We start from the raw sequence: 25,928 nt of genomic DNA, 5'->3' as shown, positions 1-25,928 counted from the left end.
AGAGCCGAAGCTTGAAATTGGCCCTTTTGGGCCGCAAACCGCAAACGGGGGTTTCAGATGCAGTTCTCCTTTCCATGGCCGGTAACCCAGGGCGAATGGCTGGCGTGGTCGGCGGCGGCGTTGACGATCTTTATCGGACTGTTCGTCATGTTCATGCCCAGGCTGGCACTGAAACTTTTCCGCCTGCAACCGGCTACAGAGCGTACGGAAATGCTGGTGGTGCCGCGCGCCATCATTGGCGGGTTCTATATAGGCTTCGGACTGGCGGCGATGATGCTGGCGCAGCCCTTCATCTATCTGGCGCTTGGAGCGGCCTGGGCGGTATCGGCATTCGGTTGCCTGATCTCGATGCTCTCGGACGGAGCGAAGGCGCTTTATAGCTGGCTGTTTTTGCTCCTGTCGCTGGTTCTGGCGGTGTTGCCGCTGGCCTTCGTCATGGGATTCGTCGCCTGACGGTCCAAAAATGCGTCGAAACTGCGACAATGCAGCCGGTTTGCTTGTGCCTATGCGTGTTGCGACTCTCGGAAGCCTGTGCTAGACGGCAATCGGCTTTCAGCGGAAGGGCATTTCCCGTGTCTTTCTGCGAGGGGAAAAATTCAATCAGGTCAGAGATTTAGCCCGAGCTCGGCGCTCCAGCACAAAATCTTTTGGCCTTCTAGGCGTGAGAGATGACCATCCCGTGGCACAATCTGGCTCCATGATTTCCGGAATGGCAGGGCGCTACGCTGGTTCGCTTTTCGAACTGGCGAAGGAAGCCAAGGCAATTTCCACAGTCGAGGCTGATCTCGGCCGTTTCGAGAAGCTGCTCGAAGGCAGCACGGATCTTCAGCGCCTGGTCGAAAGCCCGGTGTTTTCCGCTGACGATCAGTTGAAGGCTGTCGGCGCCGTTCTTGAAAAGGCCAAGATCACTGGTCTGGTCGGCAATTTCCTGCGTGTCGTGGCGAAGAACCGGCGCTTGTTCGCCGTTCCGCAGATGATCCGTGCCTTCCGCCAGATCGCGGCTGAAGACCGCGGCGAGACCTCGGCGGACGTGACCGCGGCACACGCACTCAACGCGACGCAGGAGAAGGAACTGAAGGCCGCACTCAAATCGGTGGCTGGCAAGGACGTTTCAATCAACGTAACCGTTGATCCCTCCATTCTCGGCGGGCTGGTGGTCAAGATGGGCTCGCGCCAGATCGACACATCGCTCAAAACCAAACTCAATTCGCTCAAGCTTGCACTGAAAGAGGTCGGCTGATGGACATCCGTGCGGCGGAAATTTCCGCAATTCTGAAGGATCAGATTAAGAACTTCGGCAAGGAAGCCGAAGTTTCAGAAGTTGGCCAGGTGCTCTCCGTGGGCGACGGCATTGCCCGCGTCTATGGTCTGGACAATGTCCAGGCCGGTGAGATGGTGGAATTCCCCGGCGGCATTCGCGGTATGGCGCTGAACCTGGAAGTCGACAATGTCGGCGTCGTTATTTTCGGTAGCGACCGCGACATTAAAGAAGGCGACACGGTGAAGCGCACGGGCGCCATCGTGGACGTTCCGGTCGGTCCGGAACTGCTTGGTCGCGTCGTTGACGCGCTCGGCAACCCGATCGACGGCAAGGGCCCGATCAAGACCAAGAAGCGCGCGCGCGTCGACGTCAAGGCGCCGGGCATCATCCCGCGTAAATCGGTTCACGAGCCGATGTCGACCGGCCTGAAGTCCGTTGACGCGCTGATCCCGATCGGTCGTGGCCAGCGCGAGCTGATCATTGGCGATCGCCAGACCGGCAAGACCGCCATCGTTCTCGACACCTTCCTCAACCAGAAGCCGCTCAACGACGGTGACGACGAGAGCCAGAAGCTCTACTGCGTCTATGTCGCCGTTGGCCAGAAGCGCTCCACGGTTGCACAGCTCGTGAAGGTTCTGGAAGAGCGCGGCGCTCTCGAATACTCGATCGTCGTTGCCGCGACCGCTTCCGACGCCGCTCCGATGCAGTTCCTGGCTCCGTTCGCCGGCTGCGCCATGGGCGAATACTTCCGCGACAACGGCAAGCATGCCGTGATCGCCTATGACGATCTGTCCAAGCAGGCCGTCGCCTATCGTCAGATGTCGCTCCTGCTGCGCCGCCCGCCGGGCCGTGAAGCTTACCCGGGTGACGTTTTCTACCTGCACTCCCGTCTGCTCGAGCGCGCGGCGAAGATGAACGACGAGCAGGGCTCCGGCTCGCTCACCGCTCTGCCGGTCATCGAGACGCAGGCGAACGACGTGTCGGCCTACATTCCGACCAACGTGATTTCGATCACCGACGGTCAGATCTTCCTCGAGACCAACCTGTTCTTCCAGGGTATCCGCCCGGCCGTGAACGTCGGTCTGTCGGTGTCGCGTGTCGGCTCCGCAGCTCAGATCAAGGCCATGAAGCAGGTTGCCGGCTCCATCAAGGGTGAGCTCGCCCAGTACCGTGAAATGGCTGCATTCGCGCAGTTCGGTTCTGATCTCGACGCCTCCACCCAGCGCCTGCTCAATCGCGGTGCACGCCTGACCGAACTTCTGAAGCAGCCGCAGTTCTCGCCGCTGAAGACGGAAGAGCAGGTTGCCGTGATCTTTGCCGGTGTGAACGGCTATCTCGACAAGCTGCCGCTTGGCGACGTCACCCGTTTCGAGCAGGGCCTGCTTTCGCACATGCGTGCGGACGGCAAGGAAGTGCTGGAAGCGATCCGCAAGGAAAAGGCGCTTTCCGACGATCTGCGTGAGAAGCTCAAGGCACAGATCGACGCATTCGCCAAGAACTTCGCCTGAGGCTGAGCGAGCATGGCTTCCCTCAAGGAACTTCGCAACCGGATCGCCTCGGTCAAGGCGACGCAGAAAATCACCAAGGCGATGCAGATGGTCGCCGCGGCGAAATTGAAGCGCGCCCAGGAGGCGGCCGAGGCTGCGCGGCCCTATGCCGAACGCATGGGAACCGTGCTCGCCAACATCGCCGGCGCCGTGTCAGGCACCGACGCGCCGCCGCTGATGGCCGGCACCGGCAAGGATGACGTGCATCTGCTTGTCGTCGCGACGGCCGAACGTGGTCTTTGCGGCGGCTTCAACAGCCAGATCGCCAAGAAGGCGCGCGAGCATATCCGTGCGCTTCTGCGGGACGGCAAGACGGTGAAGGTGCTCTGCGTCGGCAAGAAGGGTTATGACATTCTGCGTCGTGACCATGGCGACCTGATCATCGATCGCGTGGATTTGCGCGAGGTGAAGAAGATCGGCTTCGAGAACGCGCATGAGATCGCCCGTCAGGTGATCGGCCTGTTCGAGAAGGGCGAGTTCGATATCTGCACGCTGTTCTACTCCGAATTCCACTCGGTGATGTCTCAGGTGCCGACCGCGCAGCAGATCATTCCTGCCGCGGTTCCAGCAGATGAGGCCGGTGAGGGATCGGATGCGGTTTACGAATACGAGCCGGATGCACCTTCCATTCTTGCCGATCTGATCCCGCGCAACATTTCGGTGCAGATCTTCCGGGCGCTTCTTGAGAACACAGCCGGTGAGATGGGCGCCAAGATGACCGCCATGGACAGCGCGACGCGCAACGCAGGTGAGATGATCGACAAGCTGTCGATCACCTACAACCGTCAGCGCCAGGCGCAGATCACCAAGGAACTGATCGAAATCATTTCGGGCGCGGAAGCGCTCTAACGGACCGAAGAGGTTAAACGAACATGGCCAAAGCAGCGACCCCGAAGACGGCGTCCGCGACTGCCGCAAAGAAGGCGGCTCCGGCACGCAAGACGGCTTCCACCCGCGCAGCATCGACCCGCAGCACTGCAAAGAAGGCAACCGGCGCAGTCGGCACGATCCGTCAGGTTATCGGCGCGGTTGTCGACGTGCAGTTCGAGGATCACCTGCCGGCGATCCTGAACGCGCTGGAGACCGAGAACCAAGGCAACCGCCTTGTGCTCGAAGTGGCGCAGCATCTGGGTGAGAACACGGTTCGCTGCATCGCCATGGACTCCACCGAGGGTCTGGTTCGCGGCATGGAAGTTCGCGACGCGGGCAGCCCGATCACCGTTCCGGTCGGTGAAGCAACGCTTGGCCGCATCATGAACGTGGTTGGCGAAGCCATTGACGAAGCCGGCCCGGTCAAAGGCGAAGGCAATCGCGCCATCCACCAGCCGGCTCCCGACTATGTGGACCAGTCCACTGAAGCCGAGATCCTCATTACGGGCATCAAGGTCGTTGACCTTCTGGCTCCCTATGCCAAGGGCGGCAAGATTGGCCTGTTCGGCGGCGCCGGTGTGGGCAAGACCGTTCTCATTCAGGAGCTGATCAACAACGTCGCCAAGGCGCATGGTGGTTACTCCGTCTTCGCCGGCGTCGGTGAGCGTACCCGTGAGGGCAACGATCTCTATCACGAGATGATCGAATCCGGCGTGAACCAGGATCCGGCCAAGAACAACGGCTCGACCGAAGGCTCCAAATGCGCTCTCGTGTTCGGCCAGATGAACGAGCCGCCCGGTGCGCGTGCCCGTGTTGCCCTGACCGGCCTTACGGTCGCCGAGCACTTCCGCGACCAGGGCCAGGACGTTCTGTTCTTCGTCGACAACATCTTCCGCTTCACACAGGCAGGTTCCGAGGTGTCGGCGCTTCTCGGCCGTATTCCTTCGGCCGTGGGCTATCAACCAACGCTGGCGACCGACATGGGCGCCCTGCAGGAGCGCATCACCACCACGACCAAGGGCTCGATCACCTCGGTGCAGGCCATTTACGTGCCCGCCGACGACCTGACCGATCCGGCACCGGCAACCTCGTTCGCCCACCTGGACGCAACGACCACGCTGAACCGCTCGATCGCGGAAAAAGGTATTTACCCGGCCGTGGATCCGCTCGACTCCACCTCGCGCATGCTTGACCCGATGATCGTTGGTGAAGAGCACTATCGGGTGGCCCGCCAGGTGCAGGAAATCCTTCAGCGCTACAAGTCGCTTCAGGACATCATCGCCATTCTGGGCATGGACGAGCTTTCCGAAGAGGACAAGCTCACGGTTGCCCGCGCACGCAAGATCGAGCGCTTCCTCTCGCAGCCGTTCCACGTGGCCGAGGTCTTCACCGGCGCGCCGGGCCTCTTCGTCGATCTCGAAGACACGATCCGTTCGTTCACGGGCCTCTGCAATGGTGAATACGATCACCTGCCGGAGGCGGCATTCTACATGGTCGGCACCATCGAGGATGCCGTCGAGAAAGCCCAGAAGCTGGCAGCGGAAGCAGCCTGATTCACGCAATGATCGGAAGGCTCCTCCGGGGCCTTCCGTCCTCATGCCCAATCCGGTAGGACACGATGGCTCAATCCTTCAAATTCGATCTGGTCTCGCCCGAGCGGCTCCTGGTTTCGCAGGACGTCGAATCGGTTGTCATTCCCGGCACCGAGGGTGAACTGACCGTCATGGCGACTCACGCGCCGACCATGACCAGCATCAAGCCGGGTGTGGTGGCCGTTTCTGCCGAAGGCAAGACGGAGCGCTACGTTGTGTTTGGCGGCTTCGCCGACATTCTTCCCGACAGCTGCACGGTTCTTGCGGAATCGGCCGTGCATGTGGACGATATCAATCGCGTAGATCTGACGCGCCGCATCCAGGATGCCCGCGAAGATATCGAGGACGCCAAGGATCACGAGTCGCGCATGCGCGCCGAGGAATTCCTGCATCAGCTGACGACGCTGGAAGGCGCTATCCTGCCGGCCTGATCAACCACAGTTTCCTCAAAAAGCCGGGCTTAGCGCCCGGCTTTTTTGTTTGATCATGGTCCATCGACGTGAGATTGCTGACGTATTCTGGCGCGGATTGTGATCTGGAGCGATTTCGATGATATTGCGCAAGTTAACTGGCCTGTTATCTGGTCTCGCGGTGGTTGCGGCCGGTAGCGGAGTGTGCGCTCAGGAACCGGATTTCGAGACGCTGCGGCTTGGCCGGCATTTTACCACGATTTTTCAAACAGGTTCTGCGGGCGACGTCTGGTCGCGGATGTCGGAGGAGATGCAGGCTGCGCTCGGTAGCCTTGATCAACTCACAGGCTTTCAGGCGTCGGTGAGGCTGACATTCGGCCCGCAGACGGAAATGCTCGATGAGCAGACGGAGCGTCATGGCGCGGTCCGGACCTATCGCCGTCATGCCACCCACGCGAGCGGGGCGGAGGTCGTTTGGCAGTGGAGTTTCGGCCCGGACGACAGAATTGAGGGGTTTTATGTGCGGCGTGTACCCGAGGAAGCCGCGTCTGAATATCTGGAGTACGAAACCCGCGCCGAGCTTCGTCTGCCCTTTGACGGTGAATGGCATGTCTTCTGGGGCGGCCGCACTCTCGAGGAAAACTACCACGCCGAAAACCCGGCCCAGCGTTTTGCCTACGACTTCGTGGTTTACAAAGACGGGAAATCGCATGGTGGGAGTGGCGCCAGACTTACGGACTACCATTGCTGGGATCGCCCGATCCTCGCGCCGGCGGGCGGAACGGTGTTTGCAAGCGTGGATGACCTGCCTGACCAGGCAATCGGTGAAACGGATGCGCGCCGACCGGCCGGCAATCATGTGGTGCTTGACCTAGGGGAGGGCGAGTTCGTTTTCCTCGCACATCTGCGCCGTGGCTCGGTGACGGTCGAGACGGGTGAGCGGGTGCGAAGCGGTCAGGAAATCGGTCGTTGTGGCAACAGTGGAAACACGTCGGAACCGCATCTGCATATGCACCTGCAGACGACGCCGAACCTTACAGCCGGCGAAGGGCTTCCGGCTCAGTTCCGGAACTATAAAGCCGATGGGGTCTTGCAGGAACGCGGAGAGCCGGTGCGCGGGGAGACAGTGACTGTTGGGAATTGAGGTGCTGGCACCCGAGCGAGCACGGTGATTTCGGGCCCGGTGGTCCGGGCGCATTGCCTTGGTGAGACCACTTCAAGCAGCAAGGTGACGGAAGGCGTCGACGACGCTGTCATAGACCTTGCGTTTGAAAGGCACGATCAGCTCTGGCAGTTCCGTCATGGGTTTCCAGGCCCACATGTCGAATTCAGCCTCATGGCCACCAGGAGGCGGGTTGATGGCAATCTCGGTTTCCGGTCCTTCGAACCGGAGAGCGAACCATTTCTGCTTCTGCCCACGATACTTGCCCTTCAATGCCACACCAATGAGATGTTCGGGCAAATCATAAGTGATCCATTCGGGCGTTTCCGCGAGGAACGAAACCGACTTCATGCCTGTTTCCTCGTAGAGCTCACGATAAGCTGCGTCGCGCGGGTCTTCGCCCTTGTCGACACCGCCTTGCGGCATCTGCCAAAGCTGGGTCGCACCGGAAAGCTCGTGGGCTTCGGGTTGCACGATGCGCCGGCCCGCCCAGGCAAGGCCCCGGTCGTTCAGCACCATGATGCCCACGCATGGGCGATAGGGCAGGTCACCTGCAGAAATAGTGTTTCTGGCCATTGCCGGGCTTTCCAATCTTATCGGGGCTGGGGGTCAGCGGCGAGCGCTGAGATGGGCACAAGTTCTATGCCGCGCGCGGACACCTCAGCGGCCCATTCGGCGACGGTCTCGATGGTTTCATCGAACGCCGAACCGGTGCCTATGGCGAAGCCACGTGCGCGGGAAATGCGCTCCAATTCATCGAGTTTCTTGAGAATCTCACCGCGGTCTGGTCGGCGGTTGTTTCCGGTGGGGTCGATCAGCACATCCGATGCGGCAAACGGCACGCCTTCCTGGAGCGCAAGGTCCTGAGCGACGCTGCGTGCGGAGGTCCCGTCGTCGACATACATCAGGCCACGTTGGCCGAGCTCGGCCATGATCTCGTCCATCGGCTCGGCTTCTGCGGTGAAACGCCCACCCATGTAATTCATGATGCCGGTGTAATTCGTGATCCTTGAGAGCGCCCAGCGAAGCCGGGTAAGATTCTCCGCCGGTGAGGCATCGACGGTAAGCGTGTTCCGACCGGGATTCGGCGAAGGATAGCCGAAGGGTTCCATCGGAACCTGAAGAACAATCTCGTGCCCTTCTTTGCGCGCTGTCTGCATCCAGCGCCCCAGACTGTTGCCAGATGGAGCGAAGGCAAGAGTGATTTCGGGACGGAGTGTCTCTATCGCCTCCTGGGTGGTTGTCTGGGAAAGGCCCAAACCACCGATGATGATGGCGATTCTCGCTCCGCGCGCACCAGACCATGCCCGGGCATACACATCGAATGGACGACGACCGCCTGCATCACGCACGGGCAGGGGACCCGTCTCCGATTCCTCAATCAGAGCGCGGTCGGGCAGATGCGCAAGTCTTGGATGCTGTCCCACGGCCGACGGATCGCGGATGACGATCACGCCGTTTTCGGGCGTCCCGTTTTCATCGGGCTCTTTGGGGCCGAGCCGCGTGATCGAAGCGTTCGGAGCGCCCTGCTGCGGAGCATCTGTCGCTGGTTCAGGCGTGGTTGTTTCGGCGACTGTCTGTTCCACCGGCTCCGTGATGGCGATCGCGGCAGGTGAACGAAAAGGACGGTCGCGCAGCGACACGGCAGTGGAAACACCAAGAACGGCGATCGCGGCAAGGCTCAGCGCTATGCGTTCGCTGGTGAAGAAGCCATGGCGCTTCGGCTTTTTTGGCCGGTCATCGCGGCCGAGCGGCCGGTCAATGTCTCTGTTCCCCGAAATCATACCCACCCGTTACGATGGCCGAGGGCCAAAAATCCAGACCGGTCTCCTCCCTCATGGAAGGATTGCCGCTCTTGTATTCAGATTCCCGGCACATCGTGTTGCCGGGCGCCATCGCCGATTCGTTGAAACCGGCGATGGTCGATCGATATTTACTGATTCATGACCGCTTTGTCAGGGTTTGGCGGAAAGGCAGGGTCGGTTTTTTCGCCACGGAGCAATTCAAGTGCCGCCTTGAGCTGGACGTCGTCCTTGGCATCCGGCGGGACGTAGGCGATCGAGCCGGAGCCCTCCTCGTTTTCCTCCTCACCCTTGATGTGCCCACGGAGATCCGATTCGCCCCGGCGCAGATCGCGGCCCTGTAACTCTTCCGGCAATGGCTGATCGACCTTGATGTCGGGCGTGATGCCCTTGCCCTGGATCGATTCTCCCGACGGCGTGTAATAGAGGGCGGTTGTCAGGCGCAACGCACCGTTCTCGCCGAGCGGGATGATGGTCTGCACTGAACCCTTGCCGAAGGACTGGGTGCCGAGCACCGTGGCACGGCGATGATCCTGCAGCGCGCCGGCGACAATCTCGGAGGCGCTAGCAGAGCCGCCGTTGATCAGAACGATCACAGGCTTGCCGTTGAGCACATCTCCGGGACGCGAATCGAAGCGCGCAATGTCGTTGGCGTCGCGTCCGCGTGTCGAAACAATTTCGCCGCGATCGAGCAAGGCATCGGAGACGCTGACCGCCTGATCGAGCAGACCGCCCGGATTGAGGCGCAGATCGAGCACATAGCCTTTCAACTTGTCGTCGGGCACTTCTTCGCTGATCGTATCGATGGCGCTCATCAGGTCGTCGAAGGTCTTTTCGGTAAAGGACGTGATCTTCAGATAGCCGACATCCTCCTCCACACGATACTTGACCGCTTTCACCTTGATGATGTCGCGCACGATGGTCAGCTCGATCGGCTTGTCTGCACCCTCGCGCAGGATGGTGAGTTCGATCGGTGTGTTGACCGGGCCACGCATCTTGTCCACGGCGTCGTTGAGCGACATGCCGCGCACCTCTTCGCCGTCGATGGCGGAGATCAGGTCGCCTGCGAGGACGCCAGCGCGTGAGGCAGGTGTGTCGTCGATGGGGGAGACGACCTTTACGAGTTCATTGTCCATGGTCACTTCGATACCCAGGCCACCAAACTCGCCCTTGGTCTGCACCCGCATGTCCTTTGCGGCTTCTGCATCCAGGTAGGACGAGTGCGGATCGAGCGAAGTGAGCATGCCGTTGATGGCGCTCTCCACCAGCTTCTTGTCGTCCGGCGGGGTTACATACTGGGCGCGCACGCGCTCGAAGATGTCGCCGAAGATAGCAAGTTGCCGGTAGGTTTCCGAACCAGCGGCGTTTGCCGAGAAACCGCTCGTACCGTGGAACAGCGAAACCGCAGTTGCGCCCATCAGGGCGCCGGCAAACAATAGCGACAAGTTACGTTTCATTTCCTGTCCTTCCAGAGTGTCCCGGAGCCCACCAGGGTTTAGGATCGATCGGTTTTCCGTTCTTCCTGAACTCGACATACAGCTCGGGAGTAAGGTCTTCAGTCCCCGGGCCTGCGATGCTTGCCAGACGAGCTTCCCCCATCATGCCGATTGGTTCGCCCGCCAAAACGGATTGCCCCAGCGTCACGCTTACCTTATCCAAGCCGGCAAGCACGATATGATAACCGTCGCCGGCATTGAGTATCAATAGCTGACCATAGGAACGAAACGGTCCTGCGTACAGTACCGTCGCCCCCGCGGGTGCGGTAACGATTGCGCCGGATTGTGTTCTTAGAATGTCGCCTTGCAACGGCGCGCCGGTGTCGTCGTCTTCGCCGAACCTGGCCACGAACTGACCGTTAACGGGCAAAGCCACTCCGCCGGTCCGCTGGGCGAAGGAGGCGCCAGCACCGAGGCGATTCTCGGGCGAAGTCGGCTCATTGAGCCGTCTTGCGCGGTCGGCTTCGGCCTTGCGGAGTGAGGCGATCTCGTTTTCCAGCGACCCGATCAGCTCTTGCAGGCTGGTGGCGCGCGCCGCCAGCGTCTCGGCCTGTTGCTGTTCTTCTGCCATGCGATTTTCGGCTTCCTGCTGCAAACGCTTCTTCTCGTCCAGCAAAAGGGCCAGTCGCTTCTTCTCTTCAGTCTGTTCGATCACGGTTTTTTGAAGCTTGTCGCGCTCGCCCTCGATCGAGGTGACGATACGGGAAAGATCGCGCAGATCTCCAATCAGAATTTCCGTTTCCGCACGCAGCTCCGGCACCACCGCACCAAGAAGAATGGCACTGCGGACCGAAGCCAAGGCGTCTTCGGGGCGCACGAGAATGGCCGGCGGCGGGTTGAGCCCCATGCGTTGAAGAGCACCGAGCACTTCGGCCAGAACGCCGCGGCGCGACTGGAGCGATTCGCGCAGGTAGCTCTCTTCATGACGCAGCTTGCTCAGCCGCAGCGAAATCGTGTCGATATCCTCGCTCAGCTTGCGTTCCGTTTTGGCGGCCTGGATGAGGGCTGCCGTGATTGCGGCGTTGTCGTCCTTGATGGCGTCTATCTCCGAGGCGATCTCGGCCAGCCGCTTCTCCGTCAGCGCAATCTCACGATTGATGTCCTCAAATTCGACCTGGCTCTTGTTGTGCTGGGTCTCGAGAACCTGAATACCGTCCTGTGCGGCGGCGGGGGCGGGCAGAGAGCAGAAGATAGCCATAGCAGCAGCGGCCGTCCCGAGACGGGTGAGATATGGGCGCGGCGCGAGCGCATTCTTCATCCCTGGTCTGCCGTTCTACGCGAAGTGAAGGTCGTTCAGAGAGAGCATAGGCCAAGTTTCCTTAAGGAAACATCAACCATGTGGTAACCGTCTGCAATTTTTGGTTGTATTTTGCCGGGCGTCAATGCGCGTCTGTGAAAACAGAGGCTGCGCGAGGTTCAATCCCGGTGATAGGGGTGGCCCGAAAGGATGGTCGAGGTTCGGTAAAGTTGTTCAGCAAGCATCAGGCGAACGATCTGATGCGGCCATGTCTGCGCTCCGAAGGCGATGGTTCGGTCGGCTGCCTGGCGCAGTCCATCATCGTGCCCGTCTGGTCCGCCGATGACGATCGAGAGATTGCGGCGGCCCTGATCGCGCAGATCCGCGATGGCTTCGCTCAATTGCCTTGATGTGAGATTCTTCCCGCGTTCGTCGAGCAGGAAGAGCGCTGATCCCTCCGGGCGCATCTGTGCGATCTTGCGACTTTCCTCGCGACATCGCTCTTCAGCGGACTTGCCGCGACTCTCGACGATCTCACTGACTCCGGAAAACTCGAGGCCCACAGCTGGGCCGCCTTTGGCGAACCGTTCCAGATAACGGTCCGTCAAATCCCTCTCGGGGCCGGCCTTCATCCGGCCCACGGCGCAAATGGCAATATGCATTCCAGCCTCTCTGCCCACTGGGCGGAGGTGGCTCAAAGACGCCGTTGCAGCAGACGGTGCTCAGTGAACCGTTTCATCCTCCAGATCGGGGGCCTGCCACATCTTTTCGATGTTGTAAAACTCCCGAACCTCAGGGCGGAAGACGTGAACGACAATGTCGCCCGTATCGATCAACACCCAGTCGGCGCCGCTCAGACCCTCGACCTTGGCATTGCCAAGACCGGCCTCCTTGAGCGCACGGATCAGATGATCCGCCACAGCCGCCACATGGCGGTGCGAACGCCCCGACGCAATGATCATGTGATCGGCGAGCGGGGATTTGCCCTGAATGTCGATGGAGATGATGTTTTCCGCCTTGGAGTCTTCCAGACTCGCGAGGGCTGTTTCAACGGCCTGGGAAACCAGATTCCGACTGGCCTCGGCCGGCGAAGGCATCATGTCAGCCTTCTTCGTCATTGCTGTTCTCAGTGTCTTTCCTTTCCAATAAGAACAAGCTCACCATCGGCGATTATGCCGACGATACCCAATAGATAGGCAGAGTCTGTTAACAGTTTCAAGACATGGCCGTTCACATGTTTGAACGGAGTTTAGCGATCACCTGGCCTCTTTCGCCGCATTTCTGATGGCTGTTGAGGACAGCGAGGAGCGTGGGCCGTGGATGAATGTCCAAGCCGGCGGGTTGCTTCGCGCAAGAATCGGCGCGTCATCCTCGTCGATCCGGGCATGGTCGAAAGTCTTCGCCATGGTGGAGGACAGGAAGGCGAGCGTCGCGCCGGGGCGGTCGATCACGGCGATGGGCATGGAGCGCACGATGTCGCGCCAGCGCTCCCAGCGGTGAAAGTCGCGCAGGCTGTCGGCGCCCATGATCCAGACAAAATCGACACCGCGATTGCGCGTTTGAACAAGATCGATCGTGTCTGCAGTGTAGCGAATCCGGTGACCGGCCTCGAAGGCTGTCACCTTTACGCGTGGATCGCTGGTACATTTCTCCGAAAGTGCGACCCGTTCGGAAAGCGGTGCAAGCTCGCGATGGCTCTTGAGCGGGTTGCCCGGCGTGACGATCCACCAGAGCTGATCGAGCCTCAGGCGCCGCATAGCGATCTCGGCCACCAGCGCGTGACCCGCATGGGGAGGGTTGAACGACCCCCCGAAAAGCCCCACCGCCATGCCCGGCTCCACATGGGGCATACGCAGATAGCGTGCCGGCAGGGAAGGGGGCGGAACAGGCGTGTGCATCGTGTTGTTCGGGCTCACGGTCGTGTCTGGCCGGAGCCGCGAACGCGGTATTTGAACGAGGTGAGCTGTTCAACGCCCACCGGACCACGCGCATGCATCTTGCCGGTGGCAATTCCGATCTCCGCGCCCATGCCGAATTCGCCGCCATCGGCGAACTGGGTGGAGGCATTGTGCAGAAGAATGGCCGAATCGATCTCGTTGAAGAACCGCTCCACGGCTTCTGCATCCTCCGCGACGATTGCCTCGGTGTGGTGCGAGGACCATGCGCCGATATGGCGGATCGCCTCATCGACGCCATCGACCAGCTTCACAGAGATGATTGCATCGAGATATTCCGTAGCCCAGTCTTCCTCGGTCGCGGGTGTTGCCGAGGGGAAGCGAGCGCAGACATCTTCATCGCCGCGAATGGCACAGCCGGCTTCTTCCAGGGCGGAGAGAACCGGAAGCAGAATCCGGTCGGCTGCTTCCCGATCCACGAGCAGGGTTTCGGCGGCGCCACAGATGCCGGTCCGCCGCATCTTGGCATTGACGGCGATGGACACCGCCATGTCGGTGTCGGCCGAGCGGTCGAGATAAAGATGGCAGATGCCTTCCAGATGCGAAAAGACGGGGACGCGTGCATCGCTCTGCACGCGCTCGACGAGGCTGCGTCCACCGCGTGGGACGATCACGTCGACATTGCCGCCAAGGCCTTTCAGCATTTCGCCAACGGCGGCGCGGTCGGTGACCGGCACGCGCTGGATGGCATCGGCGGGCAGGCCCGCCTTTTCCAGCCCCTCGACGAGGCAGGCATGGATGGCGGCGGACGAACGGGCGGAGTCGGACCCACCGCGCAGGATGACCGCATTGCCGGCCTTGAGGCAGAGCGCACCTGCATCGGCGGTCACGTTGGGGCGGCTTTCATAAATGACACCGATGACGCCGAGCGGCGTGCGCACACGCTCGATCTCAAGACCGTTCGGACGCCCCCAAGCGGCGATCACATCGCCGACCGGATCTTTCAGCGCGGCGATGGCGCGAATGCCTTCGGCCATGCCGGCGATGCGCGCGGGATCGAGCTTCAGTCGGTCGAGCAGGGCGGGCGACAGGCCGGCCTCTTCACCGCGCGCCATGTCTTCGCGGTTGGCCTCGAGGATCGCCGCCTCATTGCGCGTAAGCGCTTTGGCCATGGCTTCCAGTGCGGCGTTTTTGATTTCCGGTGAGGCAATGGACAGAGGGCTCGCGGCAGCGCGGGCGCGCGTACCGAGGTCGTTCATCAGCGCGGCAATGTCCGCGCTACCCTGCTTGCTTTCCGTCAGCATTCAGCCCTCCGCCTTTTCCGTCAGGTGGTGGCGCGCATGGGGCGCGGTCACCAGATCGTCGCGATGCACCATGGCAGCGCGCGCTTCGTATCCAAGCACATCGGCAATGTCGCCGCTTTTCAGACCGGCGATTCTTACGGCATCGGCCGCGTCGTAGGCAACCAGCCCGCGCGCCACCTCGCGCCCGTCGGGCCCGTGGATGGCCACCGTGTCGCCGCGGGCGAAACTGCCCGAGACATGGGTGACGCCAATCGGCAGGAGCGAGTTTCCAGCCGCAAGCGCCAGAACCGCGCCAGCATCTACCGTGATGGTGCCTGCCGGCTCCAGCTGGCCGGCGATCCAGGTCTTGTAGGCGCGCACGGGTGTGTCGCTCGCCCTGAAGAGGGTGGAGCGTGCGCCATTGTCGATTGCCGCAAGCGGATTGAGGCGCGTGCCCGAGGCGATCACCATCGCGGTTCCTGCTGCCGTGGCAATGCGGCCTGCATCGAGCTTGGTGCGCATGCCGCCGCGCGACAATTCCGATGCCGCAGCGCCGGCCATGGCCTCTATGTCGGGTGTGATGGCCTCGACCACGGGGATGAAACGCGCGTCGGGGTCGCTTGCGGGGGGGGCCGTATAGAGCCCGTCCACATCGGACAGCAGAACCAGAAGGTCTGCGCCGAGCATGGTGGCGATGCGGGCGGCAAGGCGATCATTGTCGCCATAGCGAATTTCGCTTGTGGCGACCGTGTCGTTTTCGTTGATGACGGGAACGACGCCCATCTTGAGAAGCGTGGAAACCGTGGCGCGCACATTGAGATAGCGGCGGCGCTCTTCCGTATCACCGAGCGTCACCAAAATCTGTCCGGATTTGAGCCCGCGCTTGCGCAGCTCTTCATCCCATGCGCCGGCGAGCGCGATCTGGCCGACCGAGGCGGCGGCCTGGCTTTCCTCCAGCTTGAGCGTGCGCCGTTCAATTCCGAGGATTGTGCGGCCAAGCGCGATGGCTCCGGAAGAGACCACCAGCACCTCTACGCCATCGGCATTGAGTGCCGCAATGTCATCGACCAGCGCGGAAAGCCATTCGCGTTTCAAACCTTTCTTGCGGTCCACCAGAAGGGCAGAGCCGATCTTGACCGTGATGCGGCGGTGGCTGCTGAGCGCGGGGCGGGTCATGCGGGATTTGCCTATTTCTGCCAGCGGTCGTCAGCCGCTTCTGCGTCTTCTTCTTCGGCGCGCGCGTCCTCAATGATCTTCATCAGCGCGCGCAGCACATCCTGCACGCCCTCGCCGGTGGCGGAGGAGAGGAGGAGGGGTTTTCTTCCGCAGGCTTCCGCAAGGGCCGCCTGCTTTTCCGCCCGCGCGTCGTCGTCCAGAAGGTCCACCTGGCTGAGTGCGACGATCTCTGCCTTGTCGGTGAGACCATGGCCATAGGCGGCAAGTTCACCGCGTATCGTGTTGTAGACGGCAGCCGGGTCTTCCTCGCGCGCGGAGACGAGATGGAGCAGAACGCGGGTGCGTTCCACATGGCCGAGGAACCGGTCGCCAATGCCCACGCCCGCATGGGCGCCCTCGATGAGGCCGGGGATGTCGGCCATCACGAATTCGCGTGCGTCGATGCGGACCACGCCCAGATTGGGATGCAGCGTGGTGAAGGGATAGTCGGCGATCTTGGGCTTGGCCGCAGTGACGGTGGCGAGGAATGTGGACTTGCCGGCATTGGGCAGGCCGACGAGCCCGGCATCGGCGATCAGCTTCAGGCGCAGCCAGATCCACGCTTCTTGGCCGGGCAGGCCGGGATTGGCGCGGCGCGGGGCCTGATTGGTGGAGGATTTGAAATGCTGGTTGCCGAAACCGCCATTGCCGCCGCTAGCCAGCTTGAAGCGCTGGCCAATTTCGGTCAGGTCGCAGATGAGCGTCTCATTGTCTTCCTCGTAGATCTGCGTGCCCACCGGCACTTTGAGGATCGCGTCCTCGCCCTTGGCGCCGGTGCGGTTTCGGCCCATGCCGTGCACGCCGGTTTTGGCCTTGAAATGCTGCTGATAGCGATAGTCGATGAGCGTGTTCAGGCCCTGCACTGCCTCGACCCAGACATCGCCGCCACGCCCGCCATCCCCGCCATCGGGGCCGCCGAACTCGATATATTTCTCGCGTCGGAACGAAACGGAGCCCGCGCCGCCATCGCCGGAGCGGATATAGACCTTGGCCTGATCGAGAAACTTCATGGTGTTGACCGTCTTTCCGTATCGTTGCGCAGAACCGTCTACAGCATCATTCGTCGAAGTGCGAGAGCAGACGGGGTTTCAGGCCCGTCTGTTCTCCTTTCGGTTCAGGCGCCCCAGCTTCTGAGGCTCACCCAGGTGCTGCGATCGAGCTGGTATCGCTCGACAGCCACCTTCCCGGCGACAACGGAATCCATCATGCCCTGACCGGCATATTGGAAGCCGCATTTGTGGATCACGCGGCGCGAAGCCGTGTTGGTGACGCGGCAGGACACGTTCAACCGATCAATATCCGTGGCACGAAAGGCAAGGTCGACAAGTGCGTGTGCCGCCTCGGTGGCATATCCGCGGCCCCAATAGGGTTCGCCAATCCAATAGCCAATCTCCAGGCCGTTGGATCGGTTCTCCAAGCCGGCGCAGCCGATGAAGGCACCGGTTTCGGACAGCGTGACCGCATAGGTGCAGCCATTGATCTCGCCGGCGCGAATGCGGCTCAGGAAACTGTGCGCGTCGTTCACGCGGTAGGGATTGGGCATGCGGCCAAGCATCTCGGCCAGGCGCCGGTTGTTGGCAAGTTCCACCAGTTCGGTCACGTCATCGTCGCGCGGGATGCGCAGAACGAGGCGCTCGGTAACGAGAACCGGGCAATCTATCTCGACTCTGGGACTTTCACTCTCGATGTCTTCACTTTCGGCAACCATCGCTTGTTCCTCCGGACAAAAAGAAAGGGGAGATGGCGACCCATCTCCCCTTTCGAACCTATTTCCGGACTGTCCAGACACCGGTCCCCGAGATGGGTCGCCGGTGTTGGTGAAGCGGACCGGCTACTCCGCTGCCTCCGTAATTGGGTTTACGGACACGTAGGTTCGACCATTGGCTTTCTTTGCAAAGGAGACAGCACCTGCCTCTTTCGCAAAAATCGTATGATCCTTGCCCATGCCGACATTGACGCCGGGATGCCATTTCGTGCCGCGTTGACGGATAATGATGTTGCCGGCGATAACCTTCTCGCCGCCGAACTTCTTCACACCAAGGCGTTTGGACTCGGAATCGCGACCGTTGCGCGACGAACCACCAGCTTTTTTGTGTGCCATAATCTTGCTCCTTTGCGCCCGATCAGAGCGCTTGCATTCCTAATGCGCTGTCAGGCGCTGAATTTCAACCCATTGGCGAATGATTATTTCGCCAGTTCCTTGGCCTGCTCGCGCCAGTCCTTGATCTGGTCGGCGCTGAACGGCATGGCCTCGTCGATGCGCACCACGTCCTCGTCGGTGAGGGCGGCCACCTGTGCATAGGTGGTGATGCCCTGCTCGGCGAGCTGGCCGGCGGCAACCGGGCCGATGCCCTTGATCTTGGTCAGATCGTCGGGCTCGCCAGCCGGAGCGGTGAAGAGCGGAGCGGCCGCTGCCGGCGCTTCCGTCTTTGCCTCTGCCTTTTTGGGAGCAGCCTCCTTCTTGGCAGGCTTTTCCTCGGCCTTGGCAGCCGGCTTCGCAGCGGCCTTCTTCGAGGGCTTCGCGCCGCCGGTCAGGATCTCGGAGATCCGTACGGTGGTGAGAAGCTGACGATGGCCGCGCTTGCGGCGCGAATTCTGGCGGCGACGCTTCTTGAAGGCGATGACCTTCTTGCCGCGGCCCTGCTCGACCACTTCGGCGGCCACGCTGGCGCCATCGACGAGCGGTGCGCCAATGGTCACGTCCTCGCCCTCGCCAACGGCCAGAACGTCTGCAAACTGAATGATCTCACCGGGCTCGCCGGTGACGCGCTCGACCTGAAGCAGGTCGTTTGCGGAAACGCGGTACTGCTTACCGCCGGTCTTGATGACTGCGAACATCTTTTTGCCTTTCAGTGTCCGGTCCGGCTTGGGTCCGCATGGTGCGGCCTGCCGTCTTTTTGCCAGTCTGGATGGTTAAATGACAAACGGCGCAGGGGTTTTCCCGCGCCGCAGGTCGCGTGTCCATAACGGAAGAGGTCTTGAAGGTCAAGCAGAGGCGGGAAAAATGCGGCAGATCGGCTTCGATTGGCCCTTGTATCGAAACCGATCACCGGTTATCTAGTGCGCCGCGCTGGCAACAGCAGACCAGCATCTCGCGGAGAGGTGGCTGAGTGGTTGAAAGCACCGCACTCGAAATGCGGCATACTCGCAAGGGTATCGGGGGTTCGAATCCCTCCCTCTCCGCCATAGCTATTTTTGCTTCCCCTAGTTTTTTTGTGAAACGACAGTGTCAGATGGATGGTGTCGGGCGCGATTATCCGGCGTGGTGCGCGAGCTTCTGGCCGCGTCGGATCCGGCCGTATTCGTCGGCGCAGCTCAACAGATAGTTTGCTGCCTCCTCGATATCAGAGACAATCTCCGCTTCCGCAGTCGGTCCGTCGCCGGCCTCGATTGCAGCCACGATCTTCTGATGGTGGTCGCTGCCTCTCAACGATACCACGTAGTCGGGAATGACATAGGTCAGGATAGGACCGGTGCGCAGCCACAGGTTCTCGATCATTTCATACAACAACGGGATGCCCGCGCTCTCGTAGATCGTGAAGTGGAAGTCGCGGTGAACATCGAGATAGGTGTCCAATTGCCGCTGTCTGATCAGGCTTCGCATCGACTCCAGCTTTGCGCTGAGTGCGTCAATCAGCTCAGGTGATTTGCGGATCGCCGCTTCACGTGCAGCGCGGCCTTCCAGTTCCGCACGGACGAAGATGATCTCCTTAAGGAGGCCGCTCGCGACATCCGGCACCACCGCGGCATTTCTTGGTCCTGCCTCCAGAACGCCCTGAGCGACCAGATGGTTGATGGCATCGCGTACCGGCGTGACGGATGTACCGAACATTTCCGCAAGAGATCGAAGTGTGAGGGTCTGCCCCGGTTCAAAACGGCCAGCCAGCAGCGCGTCCTTGATCTGTCCCCGAACCCGGTTCCAGAGAGGGGCCGTCTCAATTTTCTCGAACGTTTTCACTGCACACGGTCCATCGGTTTTCGTTCCTCGCATGTGTGAACCTACACGAGTTGATTCCGGTTTGACAAACTTATTACATCATGCTTGTTATAACAAACAACAAAGGGAGGAAAATGCATGTTTACCAAATCCGTCTGGTCCGTCGCCGCTGCTGCAGTGATCGCTACCGCCGGGGCCGCCCCGGCCGTTGCGCAGGACTATCCCTCCAAGGAAGTCCGCTGGATCATTCCCTGGAATGCTGGAGGCTCCAACGACATCATGGCGCGGTTCCTGCAGCCGATCCTTGCAGAGCAGGGCATGTCCGTGGTCATCGAAAACCTTCCCGGAGGAACCGGCGCAGTCGGTATGGGAGAGGTCGCGACCTCGCAGCCGGATGGCTACACGATGGGCAATGGCACGAGCTCCACGCTGGCAATCATCGCCCAGAAGAAGGCGCCGCTCAAAAACAGCGACTTCACCAACGTTATCCGTGTCTCGGTGGATCCGCTGATTCTGGTGGTGCCGGGAAACAGCGAGCATGACAGCCTCGATGCGTTTCTCGCTCACATGAAGGAGAACGCCGGCGAGGTCTCCATCGGCACGCCGGGCACCAACAATCTGAACCATATTTTCGCAGCCATGACCGCCCGCGGTGCAGGCGTCGAATATCGCCACGTTCCGTTCCCTGGCGGGTCTCGTGTGGTCGCCGAGCTGATGGGTAACCAGGTCGATGCCGGCGTCTTGAAGCCATCCGAGACAATCGAGCAGATCAAGGCCGGTGAGCTCAAGGCGCTTGGTGCCTTCTCGAAGGAACGTCTCGATGTTCTGCCGGACGTGCCCACCTTTGCCGAGGCCGGCGTCGATGTGTTTCCCTATGGCCCGGTGGTGCAGATGGCATATATTCAGGCCCCGGCAGGACTTGATCCCGCGGTTGAAGAGAAGATGGCGGATGCTTTCGAAGCTGCCTTGACGAGCGACAAGTTCAAGGAGTTCGCCGCCAAGAATGGTTTCGTCATCGATCCTATCCGGGGCGATGAGCTGGATGCGGAAGTGGATGGGGTTGCAGGCGCAATCGCCGAAGTCGCAAGCCAGATTTTCTCTCAGTAATCGTCTTCAGCAACCTCGTGTCAGACTCTGGGCAATCAGGGTCTGACGCCTGGGGAGCGTCATCATGCCAACATTGCATCTCATCGCCAGCCTCGGTGTCAGTGCCTTTTTGCTGGGACTTTCGGTCGTTTTGGCCGGGCCCGCCTTTGATCTTACGGGCTTTGGGCCTCGCGGCGGATTGCATGCTGGTGCATTGCCCCAGTTCGTGGTTGTGGTGGTGGCTGTGTTGGCTGTCATTTCAGCGGTCAGCGACCTTCGGCGGTGGTGGGTTACCCGCACCGACGCCAGCCAGCAGGAAGAGGCCTTTGCCTCCCCCGATCAGGTGCTCAAGGTCGGCGGTGGCGTGCTTGCATTGCTTGCTCTCTACGTCTTTGCCTGGCGACCGCTACCCTTTCCGGTCATCACGATCGTTTTTGTCGCTCTGGTGAGTTGGATCGTGGCCCCGCCTTCCGCCCGCACACCGAGGGGCCTCACGATCATCGCACTCACCTCGGTCCTTTTCTCGCTGGGTGTGTGGCTTGTGTTCACATACATACTCAAAGTGCCGTTGCGGTAAGCCTCATGGATATTCTGACGAATCTCGCAGTTGCGTTCAGCAACGAGTTTTCCAGCCCCGTTTCACTTGCGTTGATCCTGGTGGGTGTGATGGTAGGCTTCACCTTCGGCGCAACGCCGGGGCTGACCGCCACGATGGGCGTGGCGCTGTTCATTCCGCTGACGTTTCCATTGCCAGCCGATATGGCCATCAGCATGATGATCGCGCTCTATTGCGGGTCCATGGCTGGCGGTGCCATTCCCGCTATTCTGATTAACATTCCCGGTACACCTTCCGCCGTCGTGACGACCATCGACGGCTATCCCATGACGCGAAACGGTCGCGCGGCGGAGGCCTATGGCTGGGCGCTCGTTGCCTCGGTGGTGGGCGGAATTGTTGCCTGGGTGGCTCTCGTATCACTAGCACCCGCCCTGGCGCGTCTGGCATTGAAGCTGGGTTCTGCCGAATACGCTGCGGTCGCCTTTCTCGGCCTGGCCATCATTTCCTCGGTGGTCTCCGCACCGCTCGTCAAAGGCGTGCTGGCCACCGTCATCGGTCTCGGGCTTTCGGTCGTCGGTTTCGATCAGATCACCGGTGAGGGGCGCTGGACGTTTGACAGTCTTCAATTGACGCGCGGCATCGGCATCATGCCCGCCCTGATCGGTTTGCTGGTCATACCTGAATTGATGGCTACGTTGTTCCAGCGCGATGCCCAGGTGGTGGCCCCGCGGTCCCTGAAAGGCATGTTTCCCACGATCAAGGCTTTCATGGGTCAATCGATCAACATGCTTCGTTCATCCATCATCGGGGTGGCGACCGGCATCATCCCTGCTTTGGGTGGCAGTGTGGGCGCACTTATCGCATATGATCAGGCAAGGCGTTTTTCCGGCAATCAAGCTGAATATGGCAAGGGTGCGCCGGGAGGCGTGGTCGCCTCGGAGAGCGCCAACAATGGCGTCACCGGTGGGGCGCTCATTCCGCTCCTGACGTTGGGCATTCCCGGCGACACCGTGACCGCCATGCTCCTGGGTGGGTTGATGATCCACGGCTTGCAGCCAGGTCCCCGGCTCTTCGAAACCAGCGGTGACATTGTGTGGAACATTCTGGCCGCGGTGCTTCTTGCCAATATGGCGATCATCGTCGTGGGTGCCATCGGCTTTCGGTTTTTCGTCAAGGTTCTGGATGTACCCAAACATCTCTTGGCGCCGGCACTTTTCGTGCTCGCAGTCGTTGGCACCTATTCCCTGTCCAACAGCTGGTTTGATGTCGTCATCATGCTTGGGCTGGGCGTGTTCGGCTTCTTTGCAACGCTGGCCACCATTCCCGTCTATCCGATGGTGATCGGGGTGATCCTCGGGCCCTTGCTCGAAAGTGAGACGCGGCGGGCACTCGTTATCAGCGGAGGCGATTGGACAACCTTCCTGACACGCCCTGTTTCGGCGGTGCTGGTTTGTCTGGCGATCGCCGTTCTTGTCCTGCCATCCCTAATGAAACTCAGGCAGATGCGCGCTGACCGTTCAGCCTCTGCCACCGATATAAACTGAGGAGTGAAGAGTGAAGATCAAGAAAGTTACGTGTCATTGGTTGAGCGCACCGGTCGAGCGTCCCTTCACTTCCTCAAGGGGGTGGCTCTACACCACCCGCAATACGTGCCTGGTGGAGATCGAAACAGACGATGGTGTTGTGGGTTGGGGCGAATGCTATGGCCCTTCCGCGGTGGCTCGTTCCTTCATTGAGACCCAGCTCGGCAGTCAGATCATCGGTCGAGACCCTTTCGATGTCGAAGTCATCTGGGAGCATCTCTACAATCGTATCAAGGACTATGGCCAAACCGGAATGGCCATCGCCGCCATCAGCGGCATCGACATCGCGCTCTGGGACATCATCGGCAAAGTCTGTGGCAAACCCGTTCACAAGCTGATTGGCGGTGCATTCCGATCAGAGGTGCAGGCCTATGCGACCGGACTTTATTTCATCGACATGGACAAGGTGATCGAAGAATCGGTTGAGGAAGCCGAGAAATTTGTCGCCGAAGGTTTTCGCGCAATCAAGATGAAGATCGGCCTTGGCTCTCACAAGAAGGACATCCAGAGGGTGGCGGCGGTTCGCGAGGCGATCGGCCCGGATGTTCGCCTCATGGTGGATGCGAACCATTGCTATTCGGTGCCCAACGCCATTCGTCTGGGGCGTATGCTGGAAGAGTTCGACATCGACTGGTTCGAAGAGCCGATTTCGCCTGAGGACGTGGATGGCTATGTCGAGGTGACGCGCGCGCTCGACATGGCGGTGGCCGGTGGCGAGAACGACTTCACCCGTTGGGGGTTTCGCGACAAGATCGTGCGCAAGGCGATGGATATTGTGCAGCCGGATGTGTGTGCGGCCGGCGGCCTCACCGAGTGCAAGAAGATCGCGGCACTGGCCGCAACTCATGGCGTTGAATGCGTGCCGCATGCATGGGGCTCGGCGGTGGGTCTATCCGCGACCATCCACTTCCTCGCCTCGCTGCCCGATCAGCCTCCGTGTCTCATGCCGCAGCCCGTCTTGCTGGAGTTCGAGCAGGAAGAGAACCCGTTCCGCGACTTCCTTGCCGTCGATCCGATCGTGCAGACAGGCGGCGTCGTACCAGTCCCGCAAGGACCCGGTCTCGGGATAGAGATCGATCGGGAGATCATCGCGAAATACAGGGTAGCCTGATGCGGTTCGTGACTTTCGAGAGCGAGGCCGGACCACGCGCCGGTGTTCTTGTCCTTGTGGATGGTGGTGAGCGTGTGCTCGATCTGGCCCATCGCAGTTTGGTGGACTGTCTGGCAGGCACTCCGGCAGACCTTCTGGCGATGATCGAAGCCGGATTGAGCGACATTTGTCGACGGATGCCAGACCCGGACATGCTGCCTGACGACGCAGTGCTACCGCTTGAGAGTGTGCGCTTGCTCGCGCCGCTGCCCAGTCCGCCCCGGATTGTCGGGGCTGCGCACAATTACCGCTGCGCGGTTGCCGAAAGGGGACTGAATTCCCCGGACGCACCGGTCCTGTTCGAGAAACTGCAGCGCACGGTCGTGGGGTCCGGCTCGCCGGTGGTTTTGCCCGCCGGCGCAGGGGGCGTCACCTATGAGGCGGAACTGGCGGTGGTGATTGGAAAGCGCGCCCACCGAGTTTCGCCCGATGCCGCAATGGATCACGTTGCCGGCTACACACTCTTCAATGATGTCAGCGCCAGCGAGATCATCAAGGCCGATGGCAATTTCGAGAGGGGAAAGAACTTCTCCACCTTCGGACCGATGGGACCCTGGCTTGCGACGCCGGACGCGTTCGATCCGGCCGGTGAGCACCGCATTACCCTGTCCATTGATGGCGATAGACAGCAGGACGGGTCAATCTCGGACCTCATCTTCGGAATAGCCGACCTGATTTCCCGGATTTCGCAGGATGCTCCACTGGCTCCTGGAACCGTGATCGCAACTGGCACGCCGGCCGGCGTGGCGGCGATGAAAACACCGCCTTCGTGGCTCAAGGCAGGAAGTGTCATGACGGTCGAGATTGAAGGGTTGGGACGTCTGACCAATCCGATCATGGGCGAGGACACCATTCATGGCTGAGCAACAGGTGCTACTGACCAATCCCATTCATCCGGATGGCGAAGCCATTCTGAGGGATGTAGCGACCCTTGTGGTTGCACCGGATACCAATCCCGAAACGCTGCGCCGCATGGCAAGCGAGGCGGATGGCATCATCGTGCGGGCGAAATTGCCGGATGACATTCTCGATCATGCGCCGCGCCTCAAAGGCATGGTCAGGCATGGCGTAGGGCTGGATTTCATTCCGGTTTCGAGTGCCACCAGACTGGGCGTGGCTGTGGCCAATCTACCGGGTAGCAACACCAATGCGGTTGCGGAATTCGTTTTCGCCTCGTTGCTGCGTCTGAAGCGGGATCATGCCCGGTTTGATACAACGTTGAGAGCCAGCGGTTGGGACGAGGCGAGGGCACTTGCGAACAATACCGAAGAGATCAGCTCCGGGACGATGGGGATTGTCGGCGTTGGCGCGATCGGCTCCCGCATCGCCCATATCGCTTCAAACGGCTTCGGGATGCGTGTGATCGGATCGTCCCGGCGCAAGGGGAACATGCCGCAATTCGTGGAAGAAGTGGATTTGGACAGGCTTTTCTCCGAAGCCGACGTGGTCGTGCTCAGCTGTGCGCTCACGGAGGATACGCGGGGTCTTGCCGACGTCCGGCGCATTTCGAGCATGAAACCGACATCGGTTCTCATAAATGTTTCTCGTGGAGCGGTTGTCGAAACACAGGCGTTGATGGATGCTCTTCACGAGAACCGCATCGCCGGCGCGGCCCTTGATGTTTTCGAACGGCAACCCCTGCCTGACAATGATCCCCTATTGGGTTGTCCCAACCTGGTGCTGTCACCGCATGTGGCGGCAATCACAGGCACAAGCATGCGCGCCATGAGTGTGGGAGCAGCCGAAGAGATGCGGCGTATCCTTCTGGGCGAGCCACCCGTCAATCTCGTCAATCCCGAAAGCAGGGACGCACAGAAAAATGCGGCCAGGGGAGACAAGTAACACG

General features: G+C 60.7%; 27 protein-coding genes and 1 tRNA gene. 14 read left to right on the top strand and 14 right to left on the bottom strand.

The annotated features are described in order from the left end of the window. Positions 1 to 57: 57 nt before the first annotated feature. The 7 genes from KW403_RS06645 (at position 58) to KW403_RS06615 (ending at position 6,824) form a co-directional block, all read left to right on the top strand. Positions 58 to 453, top strand: coding sequence for an AGROH133_08824 family phage infection protein (locus KW403_RS06645; RefSeq protein WP_223021936.1), 396 nt, complete (start codon positions 58 to 60; stop codon positions 451 to 453). 226 nt (positions 454 to 679) lie between these two features. Beyond that, complete coding sequence (locus KW403_RS06640; protein WP_223021935.1) at positions 680 to 1,240, top strand: F0F1 ATP synthase subunit delta; 561 nt, start codon at positions 680 to 682, stop codon at positions 1,238 to 1,240. Further along, complete coding sequence (gene atpA, locus KW403_RS06635) at positions 1,240 to 2,769, top strand: F0F1 ATP synthase subunit alpha (protein ID WP_223021934.1); 1,530 nt, start codon at positions 1,240 to 1,242, stop codon at positions 2,767 to 2,769. Before KW403_RS06640 ends, atpA begins: the two co-directional genes overlap by 1 nt. A 12-nt stretch (positions 2,770 to 2,781) precedes the next feature. Further along, a complete protein-coding gene (locus KW403_RS06630; RefSeq protein WP_223021933.1) occupies positions 2,782 to 3,657 on the top strand; it encodes a F0F1 ATP synthase subunit gamma in 876 nt (291 codons plus the stop codon). A gap of 23 nt (positions 3,658 to 3,680) precedes the next feature. After that, a complete protein-coding gene (atpD, locus tag KW403_RS06625; protein ID WP_223021932.1) occupies positions 3,681 to 5,231 on the top strand; it encodes a F0F1 ATP synthase subunit beta in 1,551 nt (516 codons plus the stop codon). Between the two features lie 65 nt (positions 5,232 to 5,296). Further along, positions 5,297 to 5,701: a F0F1 ATP synthase subunit epsilon gene (locus KW403_RS06620; protein WP_223021931.1), complete on the top strand. Its 405-nt coding sequence runs from the start codon at positions 5,297 to 5,299 to the stop codon at positions 5,699 to 5,701. 118 nt (positions 5,702 to 5,819) lie between these two features. After that, positions 5,820 to 6,824: a M23 family metallopeptidase gene (locus KW403_RS06615; protein ID WP_223021930.1), complete on the top strand. Its 1,005-nt coding sequence runs from the start codon at positions 5,820 to 5,822 to the stop codon at positions 6,822 to 6,824. Between the two features lie 72 nt (positions 6,825 to 6,896). On the opposite strand, the gene KW403_RS06610 is transcribed toward KW403_RS06615, so the two are convergent. From KW403_RS06610 to KW403_RS06550, 13 genes are all read right to left on the bottom strand, one after another. Then, positions 6,897 to 7,418, bottom strand: a complete 522-nt coding sequence (locus KW403_RS06610; RefSeq protein WP_223021929.1) for an RNA pyrophosphohydrolase — start codon at positions 7,416 to 7,418, stop codon at positions 6,897 to 6,899. A 17-nt stretch (positions 7,419 to 7,435) separates the two neighbouring features. Then, positions 7,436 to 8,626 carry a divergent polysaccharide deacetylase family protein gene (locus KW403_RS06605; protein ID WP_223021928.1) on the bottom strand — a complete coding sequence of 397 codons (1,191 nt, stop codon included), beginning with the start codon at positions 8,624 to 8,626 and terminating at the stop codon, positions 7,436 to 7,438. Between the two features lie 149 nt (positions 8,627 to 8,775). Further along, positions 8,776 to 10,101: a S41 family peptidase gene (locus KW403_RS06600; protein WP_223021927.1), complete on the bottom strand. Its 1,326-nt coding sequence runs from the start codon at positions 10,099 to 10,101 to the stop codon at positions 8,776 to 8,778. Then, positions 10,091 to 11,398: a murein hydrolase activator EnvC family protein gene (locus KW403_RS06595; protein WP_223021926.1), complete on the bottom strand. Its 1,308-nt coding sequence runs from the start codon at positions 11,396 to 11,398 to the stop codon at positions 10,091 to 10,093. The genes KW403_RS06600 and KW403_RS06595 overlap by 11 nt, the downstream gene beginning before the upstream one ends. A 158-nt stretch (positions 11,399 to 11,556) precedes the next feature. Next, a complete protein-coding gene (gene rlmH, locus KW403_RS06590) occupies positions 11,557 to 12,039 on the bottom strand; it encodes a 23S rRNA (pseudouridine(1915)-N(3))-methyltransferase RlmH (protein WP_223021925.1) in 483 nt (160 codons plus the stop codon). 60 nt (positions 12,040 to 12,099) lie between these two features. After that, a complete protein-coding gene (rsfS, locus tag KW403_RS06585) occupies positions 12,100 to 12,474 on the bottom strand; it encodes a ribosome silencing factor (protein WP_223022467.1) in 375 nt (124 codons plus the stop codon). A 159-nt stretch (positions 12,475 to 12,633) separates the two neighbouring features. Further along, the gene (locus tag KW403_RS06580) at positions 12,634 to 13,227 is read right to left on the bottom strand and encodes a nicotinate-nucleotide adenylyltransferase (RefSeq protein WP_223022466.1); all 594 of its coding nucleotides are present in this window, start codon (positions 13,225 to 13,227) and stop codon (positions 12,634 to 12,636) included. A 62-nt stretch (positions 13,228 to 13,289) separates the two neighbouring features. Next, positions 13,290 to 14,576, bottom strand: coding sequence for a glutamate-5-semialdehyde dehydrogenase (locus KW403_RS06575; RefSeq protein ID WP_223021924.1), 1,287 nt, complete (start codon positions 14,574 to 14,576; stop codon positions 13,290 to 13,292). After that, a complete protein-coding gene (proB, locus tag KW403_RS06570; RefSeq protein ID WP_223021923.1) occupies positions 14,577 to 15,731 on the bottom strand; it encodes a glutamate 5-kinase in 1,155 nt (384 codons plus the stop codon). Positions 15,732 to 15,742: 11 nt separating this feature from the next. Beyond that, a complete protein-coding gene (gene obgE / locus KW403_RS06565; RefSeq protein WP_223021922.1) occupies positions 15,743 to 16,780 on the bottom strand; it encodes a GTPase ObgE in 1,038 nt (345 codons plus the stop codon). 104 nt (positions 16,781 to 16,884) lie between these two features. Further along, the gene (locus KW403_RS06560; protein ID WP_223021921.1) at positions 16,885 to 17,478 is read right to left on the bottom strand and encodes a GNAT family N-acetyltransferase; all 594 of its coding nucleotides are present in this window, start codon (positions 17,476 to 17,478) and stop codon (positions 16,885 to 16,887) included. A 123-nt stretch (positions 17,479 to 17,601) separates the two neighbouring features. Then, entirely contained in the window at positions 17,602 to 17,871 is a 270-nt protein-coding gene (gene rpmA, locus KW403_RS06555; protein ID WP_223021920.1) for a 50S ribosomal protein L27, read from the bottom strand. Positions 17,872 to 17,954: 83 nt separating this feature from the next. Next, positions 17,955 to 18,608 (bottom strand): 50S ribosomal protein L21, encoded by a 654-nt coding sequence (locus tag KW403_RS06550; RefSeq protein ID WP_007009232.1) that lies wholly within the window; start codon positions 18,606 to 18,608, stop codon positions 17,955 to 17,957. Positions 18,609 to 18,866: 258 nt separating this feature from the next. Here KW403_RS06550 and KW403_RS06545 point away from each other — a divergent pair. Beyond that, positions 18,867 to 18,956 (top strand) — tRNA-Ser (locus KW403_RS06545). A 67-nt stretch (positions 18,957 to 19,023) separates the two neighbouring features. On the opposite strand, the gene KW403_RS06540 is transcribed toward KW403_RS06545, so the two are convergent. Then, entirely contained in the window at positions 19,024 to 19,728 is a 705-nt protein-coding gene (locus KW403_RS06540; protein WP_223021919.1) for a GntR family transcriptional regulator, read from the bottom strand. Positions 19,729 to 19,845: 117 nt separating this feature from the next. Here KW403_RS06540 and KW403_RS06535 point away from each other — a divergent pair, with 117 nt between their 5' ends. From KW403_RS06535 to KW403_RS06510, 6 genes are all read left to right on the top strand, one after another. Next, positions 19,846 to 20,814 (top strand): Bug family tripartite tricarboxylate transporter substrate binding protein, encoded by a 969-nt coding sequence (locus tag KW403_RS06535; protein ID WP_223021918.1) that lies wholly within the window; start codon positions 19,846 to 19,848, stop codon positions 20,812 to 20,814. Between the two features lie 64 nt (positions 20,815 to 20,878). Beyond that, positions 20,879 to 21,370 (top strand): tripartite tricarboxylate transporter TctB family protein, encoded by a 492-nt coding sequence (locus KW403_RS06530; RefSeq protein WP_223021917.1) that lies wholly within the window; start codon positions 20,879 to 20,881, stop codon positions 21,368 to 21,370. A 5-nt stretch (positions 21,371 to 21,375) separates the two neighbouring features. Further along, positions 21,376 to 22,893, top strand: coding sequence for a tripartite tricarboxylate transporter permease (locus KW403_RS06525; protein WP_223021916.1), 1,518 nt, complete (start codon positions 21,376 to 21,378; stop codon positions 22,891 to 22,893). Positions 22,894 to 22,903: 10 nt separating this feature from the next. Further along, positions 22,904 to 24,043 carry a mandelate racemase/muconate lactonizing enzyme family protein gene (locus tag KW403_RS06520; protein ID WP_223021915.1) on the top strand — a complete coding sequence of 380 codons (1,140 nt, stop codon included), beginning with the start codon at positions 22,904 to 22,906 and terminating at the stop codon, positions 24,041 to 24,043. Next, positions 24,043 to 24,945 carry a fumarylacetoacetate hydrolase family protein gene (locus KW403_RS06515; RefSeq protein ID WP_223021914.1) on the top strand — a complete coding sequence of 301 codons (903 nt, stop codon included), beginning with the start codon at positions 24,043 to 24,045 and terminating at the stop codon, positions 24,943 to 24,945. Before KW403_RS06520 ends, KW403_RS06515 begins: the two co-directional genes overlap by 1 nt. Next, positions 24,938 to 25,924, top strand: a complete 987-nt coding sequence (locus KW403_RS06510; RefSeq protein ID WP_223021913.1) for an NAD(P)-dependent oxidoreductase — start codon at positions 24,938 to 24,940, stop codon at positions 25,922 to 25,924. Before KW403_RS06515 ends, KW403_RS06510 begins: the two co-directional genes overlap by 8 nt. Positions 25,925 to 25,928 lie beyond the last annotated feature (4 nt).

The sequence above is a fragment of the Nitratireductor kimnyeongensis genome, from assembly GCF_019891395.1.
Taxonomy (GTDB): Bacteria; Pseudomonadota; Alphaproteobacteria; order Rhizobiales; family Rhizobiaceae; genus Nitratireductor; species Nitratireductor kimnyeongensis.
Note: the sequence above shows the minus strand (reverse complement) of the source record. Positions and strands in the feature narration are given on the sequence as shown.

Coding starts and splice junctions, on each gene's coding strand:
- KW403_RS06645 (WP_223021936.1), top strand. CDS start 58: ATGCAGTTCTCCTTTCCATGGCCGGTAACCCAGGGCGAATGGCTGGCG.
- atpA (WP_223021934.1), top strand. CDS start 1,240: ATGGACATCCGTGCGGCGGAAATTTCCGCAATTCTGAAGGATCAGATT.
- KW403_RS06630 (WP_223021933.1), top strand. CDS start 2,782: ATGGCTTCCCTCAAGGAACTTCGCAACCGGATCGCCTCGGTCAAGGCG.
- atpD (WP_223021932.1), top strand. CDS start 3,681: ATGGCCAAAGCAGCGACCCCGAAGACGGCGTCCGCGACTGCCGCAAAG.
- KW403_RS06620 (WP_223021931.1), top strand. CDS start 5,297: ATGGCTCAATCCTTCAAATTCGATCTGGTCTCGCCCGAGCGGCTCCTG.
- KW403_RS06615 (WP_223021930.1), top strand. CDS start 5,820: ATGATATTGCGCAAGTTAACTGGCCTGTTATCTGGTCTCGCGGTGGTT.
- KW403_RS06610 (WP_223021929.1), bottom strand. CDS start 7,418: ATGGCCAGAAACACTATTTCTGCAGGTGACCTGCCCTATCGCCCATGC.
- KW403_RS06605 (WP_223021928.1), bottom strand. CDS start 8,626: ATGATTTCGGGGAACAGAGACATTGACCGGCCGCTCGGCCGCGATGAC.
- KW403_RS06600 (WP_223021927.1), bottom strand. CDS start 10,101: ATGAAACGTAACTTGTCGCTATTGTTTGCCGGCGCCCTGATGGGCGCA.
- KW403_RS06595 (WP_223021926.1), bottom strand. CDS start 11,398: ATGAAGAATGCGCTCGCGCCGCGCCCATATCTCACCCGTCTCGGGACG.
- rlmH (WP_223021925.1), bottom strand. CDS start 12,039: ATGCATATTGCCATTTGCGCCGTGGGCCGGATGAAGGCCGGCCCCGAG.
- rsfS (WP_223022467.1), bottom strand. CDS start 12,474: ATGCCTTCGCCGGCCGAGGCCAGTCGGAATCTGGTTTCCCAGGCCGTT.
- KW403_RS06580 (WP_223022466.1), bottom strand. CDS start 13,227: ATGCCCCATGTGGAGCCGGGCATGGCGGTGGGGCTTTTCGGGGGGTCG.
- KW403_RS06575 (WP_223021924.1), bottom strand. CDS start 14,576: ATGCTGACGGAAAGCAAGCAGGGTAGCGCGGACATTGCCGCGCTGATG.
- proB (WP_223021923.1), bottom strand. CDS start 15,731: ATGACCCGCCCCGCGCTCAGCAGCCACCGCCGCATCACGGTCAAGATC.
- obgE (WP_223021922.1), bottom strand. CDS start 16,780: ATGAAGTTTCTCGATCAGGCCAAGGTCTATATCCGCTCCGGCGATGGC.
- KW403_RS06560 (WP_223021921.1), bottom strand. CDS start 17,478: ATGGTTGCCGAAAGTGAAGACATCGAGAGTGAAAGTCCCAGAGTCGAG.
- rpmA (WP_223021920.1), bottom strand. CDS start 17,871: ATGGCACACAAAAAAGCTGGTGGTTCGTCGCGCAACGGTCGCGATTCC.
- KW403_RS06550 (WP_007009232.1), bottom strand. CDS start 18,608: ATGTTCGCAGTCATCAAGACCGGCGGTAAGCAGTACCGCGTTTCCGCA.
- KW403_RS06535 (WP_223021918.1), top strand. CDS start 19,846: ATGTTTACCAAATCCGTCTGGTCCGTCGCCGCTGCTGCAGTGATCGCT.
- KW403_RS06530 (WP_223021917.1), top strand. CDS start 20,879: ATGCCAACATTGCATCTCATCGCCAGCCTCGGTGTCAGTGCCTTTTTG.
- KW403_RS06525 (WP_223021916.1), top strand. CDS start 21,376: ATGGATATTCTGACGAATCTCGCAGTTGCGTTCAGCAACGAGTTTTCC.
- KW403_RS06515 (WP_223021914.1), top strand. CDS start 24,043: ATGCGGTTCGTGACTTTCGAGAGCGAGGCCGGACCACGCGCCGGTGTT.
- KW403_RS06510 (WP_223021913.1), top strand. CDS start 24,938: ATGGCTGAGCAACAGGTGCTACTGACCAATCCCATTCATCCGGATGGC.